The following is a 5,291-nucleotide window of genomic DNA, read 5'->3' as shown; positions in this document are numbered from 1 at the left end:
ACGATTTCAACTTCGTCGCCGACTTTAACGATGCCGCGCTCAACACGACCGGTAACAACGGTACCACGGCCAGAGATTGAGAATACGTCTTCGATTGGCAGCAGGAACGGCATGTCGATCGCACGAACCGGATCCGGGATGTAGTTGTCCAGGTGCTCAGCCAGCTCGATGATTTTCGCTTCCCACTCAGCATCGCCTTCCAGCGCTTTCAGAGCAGAACCACGAACGATTGGAGTGTCGTCGCCTGGGAAGTCGTACTGTGACAGCAGGTCACGTACTTCCATCTCAACCAGCTCCAGCAGCTCTTCATCATCAACCATGTCACACTTGTTCAGGAACACGATGATGTAAGGAACGCCAACCTGACGACCCAGCAGGATGTGCTCACGGGTCTGTGGCATCGGGCCATCAGTCGCAGCAACAACCAGGATCGCGCCGTCCATCTGCGCAGCACCGGTGATCATGTTTTTCACATAGTCGGCGTGGCCTGGGCAGTCAACGTGAGCGTAGTGACGTGAAGCAGTCTCATACTCAACGTGTGCGGTGTTGATGGTAATACCGCGGGCTTTTTCTTCAGGGGTGCTGTCGATCTGGTCGAATGCACGCGCCTGGCCGCCGTTGGTTTTAGCCAGTACGGTAGTGATTGCTGCAGTCAGGGTGGTTTTACCGTGGTCAACGTGACCGATGGTGCCCACGTTTACGTGCAGTTTGTTACGTTGAAATTGCTCTTTAGCCATCGCTAGTCCCTCTAAGACACGGATATATCAATGATATCATCACATTAACCAGGCAATGCCTGACTGCAAGGAAGTTACAGAGAAAATCAGGAGGGAGATTAAAGGAAGTGGTGCTGATACCCAGAGTCGAACTGGGGACCTCACCCTTACCAAGGGTGCGCTCTACCAACTGAGCCATATCAGCACATCTGGAGCGGGCAGCGGGAATCGAACCCGCATCATCAGCTTGGAAGGCTGAGGTAATAGCCATTATACGATGCCCGCATCCTGGAACTCGGCTACCTGTTCTTTCTGTAGCTTGCAGATAACAGAGAATGCCTCTGCTACCTACTGTCCGTCAGCGAAGCTGACCGACGTTGACTTCGCTAACGCTCAGTCTGAATTCAGGGTGAGAAGTGACTCACCTGACAGATAAACAGGCCGTTTATCTGAACCCAACCGCGAGGTCGGGATGGTGGTGGGAGAAGGATTCGAACCTTCGAAGTCTGTGACGGCAGATTTACAGTCTGCTCCCTTTGGCCGCTCGGGAATCCCACCTACTTGATTGGTGCCGGCTACCGGAATCGAACTGGTGACCTACTGATTACAAGTCAGTTGCTCTACCAACTGAGCTAAGCCGGCATCAAGTGACGCGCATTCTAGGAAGGTCGGCGTTCGGATGCAACTAAAAAATCGCATATTTTTTTCTATCGCTTACTATTTGTGCAAATCATCGCAATTTAGTGGTTTTCTGCGGAATATTTGTCCAGTCTGGCCCTTTTTTCTCGACTTTACTCTGGCTTCACTCCCCCCCTGCCCCTCTTTTTACAATGCCTGCCCCCAGCGTTCTTACGCCGGTTATTTCGCTTATTCCTGAAAAAAGATCCTGCCCAGGCGCTGACTGACGCTTTTTTCGTCACGTCAGGATGATTTTCGGTTAGAGGCTAAGCTCACAGGCCGATATTTCCATGAAGGCAATATCCCTTTTCTTTAACAGCACCCGGCAGAAGGGTCCGGATGGTGTGCTTATTGAGGGGATATCGCATTCGCTTCCTTACAGGCATTAATGCCTGGCATTGCCACCGGGACAGGTAACAAGGGTGTTACGCACTATGGGTGGGAAGAAGCCTGTAACGGCTTTACAGGCTCATTGTCTGTTATAAAGTCGTTAATGGCTTGGGTAATGGCGCGTTTTGTGGCTATACCGACGAAAGCGAGATCACAGTTATCTTTTTACTTCTGTTAAAAGCCATACTGGTGATACCCTCCAGCCCATTGTTCTCACTGATAAACCAGCGATTCGTGATTCAAATCACCTGCGTTGTCCTGCTTATCGGATAACACGCCGGTGATAGCAATGAATTTGCGGTCAGATGCATGCTTATGGATAAAACGACTCCCCTGACAACGCCCTACTTAGAATTCACTCGTGAGCAGTGGGCGGCATTACGTGATTCCGTTCCTATGACGCTATCAGAGGAAGAGATTGCGCAGCTGAAAGGCATCAACGAGGACCTCTCTCTGGAAGAAGTGGCAGAAATTTATCTGCCTCTTTCGCGCCTGCTTAATTTCTATATCAGTTCAAATGTGCGTCGGCAGGCTGTACTGGAGCAGTTTCTGGGCACCAATGGGCAGAAGATCCCTTACATCATCAGTATTGCGGGTAGCGTTGCCGTCGGTAAAAGTACGACAGCACGTGTATTGCAGGCATTGCTCAGCCGCTGGCCTGAACATCGGAAGGTGGAATTAATCACCACAGATGGCTTCCTGCATCCTAATGCCGTGCTCAAAGAGCGTGGCTTAATGAAGAAGAAAGGATTCCCGCAATCCTACGATATGCACCGGCTGGTCAATTTCGTCTCAGATTTAAAGTCAGGAGCCAGTCAGGTTACCGCTCCGGTCTATTCGCATCTGATTTACGACGTTATCCCTGATGGCGATAAAGTCATACAGCAGCCGGATATTGTGATTCTTGAGGGGCTCAACGTCTTACAGAGCGGTATGGACTATCCTCATGACCCCCATCACGTCTTTGTTTCTGACTTCGTCGATTTCTCAATCTATGTCGATGCAGAAGAAGATCTTCTGCAAAGCTGGTACATCAATCGCTTCCTGAAATTCCGCCAGGGTGCCTTTACCGACCCCGACTCCTACTTCCATCACTATGCCCAGCTCTCCGAGGCGGAAGCCGTTGAGATAGCGGGTAACCTGTGGAAAGAGATTAACTGGCTCAATCTGCAGGAAAATATTCTGCCGACACGAGAGAGAGCCAGCCTGATTATGACGAAAAGCGGCGATCACGCTGTTGATAAAGTCCGTCTGCGTAAATAACGCCAGTGATAAAAAAGCCTGCATTCATGCAGGCTTTTTTATTCAGACAGGACGTAACGATATCTCTCCGCCAACCCATGCCTTTATTTCGCCATCCTGTTCCAGTAACAGTCCCCCCTGGCTGTCAACACCGCGCGCAATACCGTGCACTTCGCGTTCGCCGATGAGCAACTTAACAGGCCGGTTAATGAAGTTGTCCAGCGCGGCCCAGCGTGTCACAAAGGGCGCTAATCCCTCCTGCTCAAAGAGTGGCAGTGCCTCGCGCAGACGATTAATCAGACGAGCCGCCAGCTCATTGCGATTCACCGTTACCCCGGCTTCCTGCAGGTTAATCCAGCCCTGATTAATCTGGGAGGCGTCAGCGGTTCGCATTGCCAGATTGATACCTGCACCGATCACAATCTGCGCAGCATCACCCGTTTTCCCGGTCAGTTCAACCAGGATACCCGCCAGTTTGCGATCGTTAAGATAAATATCATTTGGCCATTTTACCCTGACCTCATCTGCGCCCAGTGAGCGTAATGTCTCCGCCATGATGATACCAATGACCAGGCTGAGGCCCATCGCCGCTGCGGGGCCCTGTTCCAGGCGCCAGTACATCGACATATAGAGGTTAGCGCCAAATGGAGAGAACCACTGACGGCCCCGGCGTCCCCGCCCCGCCTGCTGATATTCAGCAATACAGGCAGCACCAGAAGGCATGTCATGCATGCGCTCCAGCAGGTACTGATTTGTTGAGTCAATCACCGGTATCACCGAGACATTGCCCTGCTCAACCTGCGCGAGAATCGCCTGCTCATCCAGTAGCTGGATTGGCGCAGGCAGACTGTAGCCTTTACCGGTGACGGTATAGACATCAAGTCCCCAGCTTTTCAGTGTCTGGATATGCTTGTTGATGGCAGCCCGGCTCATTCCCAGCGTCTCACCCAGCTGCTCGCCAGAGTGAAACTCGCCGTCAGACAAAATATCGACCAGCTTTAACGGGACATTGTGGTCTTTCATGCGATCACCTCGACGGCATTGCATTCACCCTGTGCCTGAATAAACCGAACTTCAGGCTCAAGCCAGACATCAAACTTCTCTCCTACCCGGGCGCGTACCGCTCTGGCCAGCGCCACGATGTCGGCAGGCAGGGCATTGTCAGCATTGATCAGCACCAGAGCCTGCTGCTGATGAACGGCTGCGCCCCCGATGCGATAGCCTTTAAGCTGGCACTGATCGATCAGCCAGCCCGCTGCCAGCTTCGTTTCACCCTCTGGCATCAGATAGTGCGGCATGGCGGGGAACCGGGCCAGCAGAGCGCTGCACTGCGCCTGCGTCACCACCGGATTTTTAAAAAAGCTGCCGACATTTCCGGTGATTTTCGGATCCGGTAACTTACTCTGACGCATCTGACACACAGCGTGATAGACATCCCAGGCACTGGCGATGGCCGGATTCAGTGTTTTCAGATCGCCATAGGTCAGGACAGGCTGCCATTGCTTAGGCAGGCATAGCCCGACTGCGACGATGACATAGCCTGACTGATAGCGGTGTTTGAAAATGCTGTCGCGATAGCCAAACTCACAGGCTTCACGATCCAGACGTTCTGTTTCGCCACTGTGCAGATTCAGCACATCCACATATTCGCAGACATCTTTTAACTCCACGCCGTAAGCACCAATATTCTGAATCGGTGCCGAGCCGGTCATGCCCGGGATCAGCGCCAGATTTTCCAGTCCGGCGATCCCTTTTTCCAGGGTACTTTTGACCAGCTCATGCCAGTTCTCACCGGCTCCGACATGTAGTTTCCAGCTCTCATATTCATCCTGAATGGTGATGCCTTTAATGCGGTTCAGTACCACGGTTCCGGCAAAATCATCCAGAAAGAGGACATTGCTGCCTTCACCGAGCACAAGGAAAGGCGTTTGATCCTGCTGGCTGGCCTGCCATGCAGCCAGAATGGCGGCAGGCGTCTCAGCGACGATGCGTTTTTGTGTGTGTACTTCAAGCCCAAGTGTATTGTCGGCTTTTAAGGAGGGATGCTGGCTGGACATTTGACGGCCTTAACTGAGTTATCTGGCCGTAGTTTACCGTATCGGAGATGTGTTCTCAGGCAGTTTTCGGGATCAGAAGGCGGTTTTTCACGATCGGCAGACGTAAAAAAGCCCCGCACGTCGGTGCGGGGCTTCTTCACTTGTATAATGCCTGGCAGTTCCCTACTCTCGCATGGGGAGGCCCCACACTACCATCGGCGCTACGGCG

At 52.4% G+C, this 5,291-nt stretch carries 4 protein-coding genes and 4 tRNA genes; 1 reads left to right on the top strand and 7 read right to left on the bottom strand.

What is annotated here, in order from left to right:
• From AC1V0D_RS21920 to AC1V0D_RS21900, 5 genes are all read right to left on the bottom strand, one after another.
• Window positions 1–737, bottom strand: a 737-nt coding sequence (locus AC1V0D_RS21920; protein WP_482908101.1) for an elongation factor Tu, incomplete at its 3' end; no start/stop codon positions are given.
• A gap of 108 nt (window positions 738–845) precedes the next feature.
• Window positions 846–921: transfer RNA gene (locus AC1V0D_RS21915), tRNA-Thr, on the bottom strand.
• A 5-nt stretch (window positions 922–926) separates the two neighbouring features.
• Window positions 927–1,001, bottom strand: a tRNA-Gly gene (locus AC1V0D_RS21910).
• Window positions 1,002–1,189: 188 nt separating this feature from the next.
• Window positions 1,190–1,274 (bottom strand) — tRNA-Tyr (locus AC1V0D_RS21905).
• Window positions 1,275–1,282: 8 nt separating this feature from the next.
• Window positions 1,283–1,358: transfer RNA gene (locus AC1V0D_RS21900), tRNA-Thr, on the bottom strand.
• Window positions 1,359–2,099: 741 nt separating this feature from the next.
• Between AC1V0D_RS21900 and coaA the strand changes: the two genes are divergently transcribed.
• Complete coding sequence (gene coaA / locus AC1V0D_RS21895) at window positions 2,100–3,047, top strand: type I pantothenate kinase (RefSeq protein ID WP_009092666.1); 948 nt, start codon at window positions 2,100–2,102, stop codon at window positions 3,045–3,047.
• A gap of 42 nt (window positions 3,048–3,089) precedes the next feature.
• Here the strand turns inward: coaA and birA are convergent, their stop codons facing one another.
• Both birA and murB read right to left on the bottom strand, forming a co-directional pair.
• Complete coding sequence (gene birA, locus AC1V0D_RS21890; RefSeq protein WP_009092668.1) at window positions 3,090–4,049, bottom strand: bifunctional biotin--[acetyl-CoA-carboxylase] ligase/biotin operon repressor BirA; 960 nt, start codon at window positions 4,047–4,049, stop codon at window positions 3,090–3,092.
• Window positions 4,046–5,083 carry a UDP-N-acetylmuramate dehydrogenase gene (murB, locus tag AC1V0D_RS21885; RefSeq protein WP_482908100.1) on the bottom strand — a complete coding sequence of 346 codons (1,038 nt, stop codon included), beginning with the start codon at window positions 5,081–5,083 and terminating at the stop codon, window positions 4,046–4,048. The genes birA and murB overlap by 4 nt, the downstream gene beginning before the upstream one ends.
• Window positions 5,084–5,291: the final 208 nt, after the last annotated feature.

It is taken from the genome of Pantoea sp. PA1 (assembly GCF_056856975.1).
The sequence above is the reverse complement of the archived record's forward strand: the minus strand, read 5'-3'. Positions and strand labels throughout refer to the sequence as shown.

Coding starts and splice junctions, on each gene's coding strand:
- murB (WP_482908100.1), bottom strand. CDS start 5,083: ATGTCCAGCCAGCATCCCTCCTTAAAAGCCGACAATACACTTGGGCTT.
- coaA (WP_009092666.1), top strand. CDS start 2,100: ATGGATAAAACGACTCCCCTGACAACGCCCTACTTAGAATTCACTCGT.
- birA (WP_009092668.1), bottom strand. CDS start 4,049: ATGAAAGACCACAATGTCCCGTTAAAGCTGGTCGATATTTTGTCTGAC.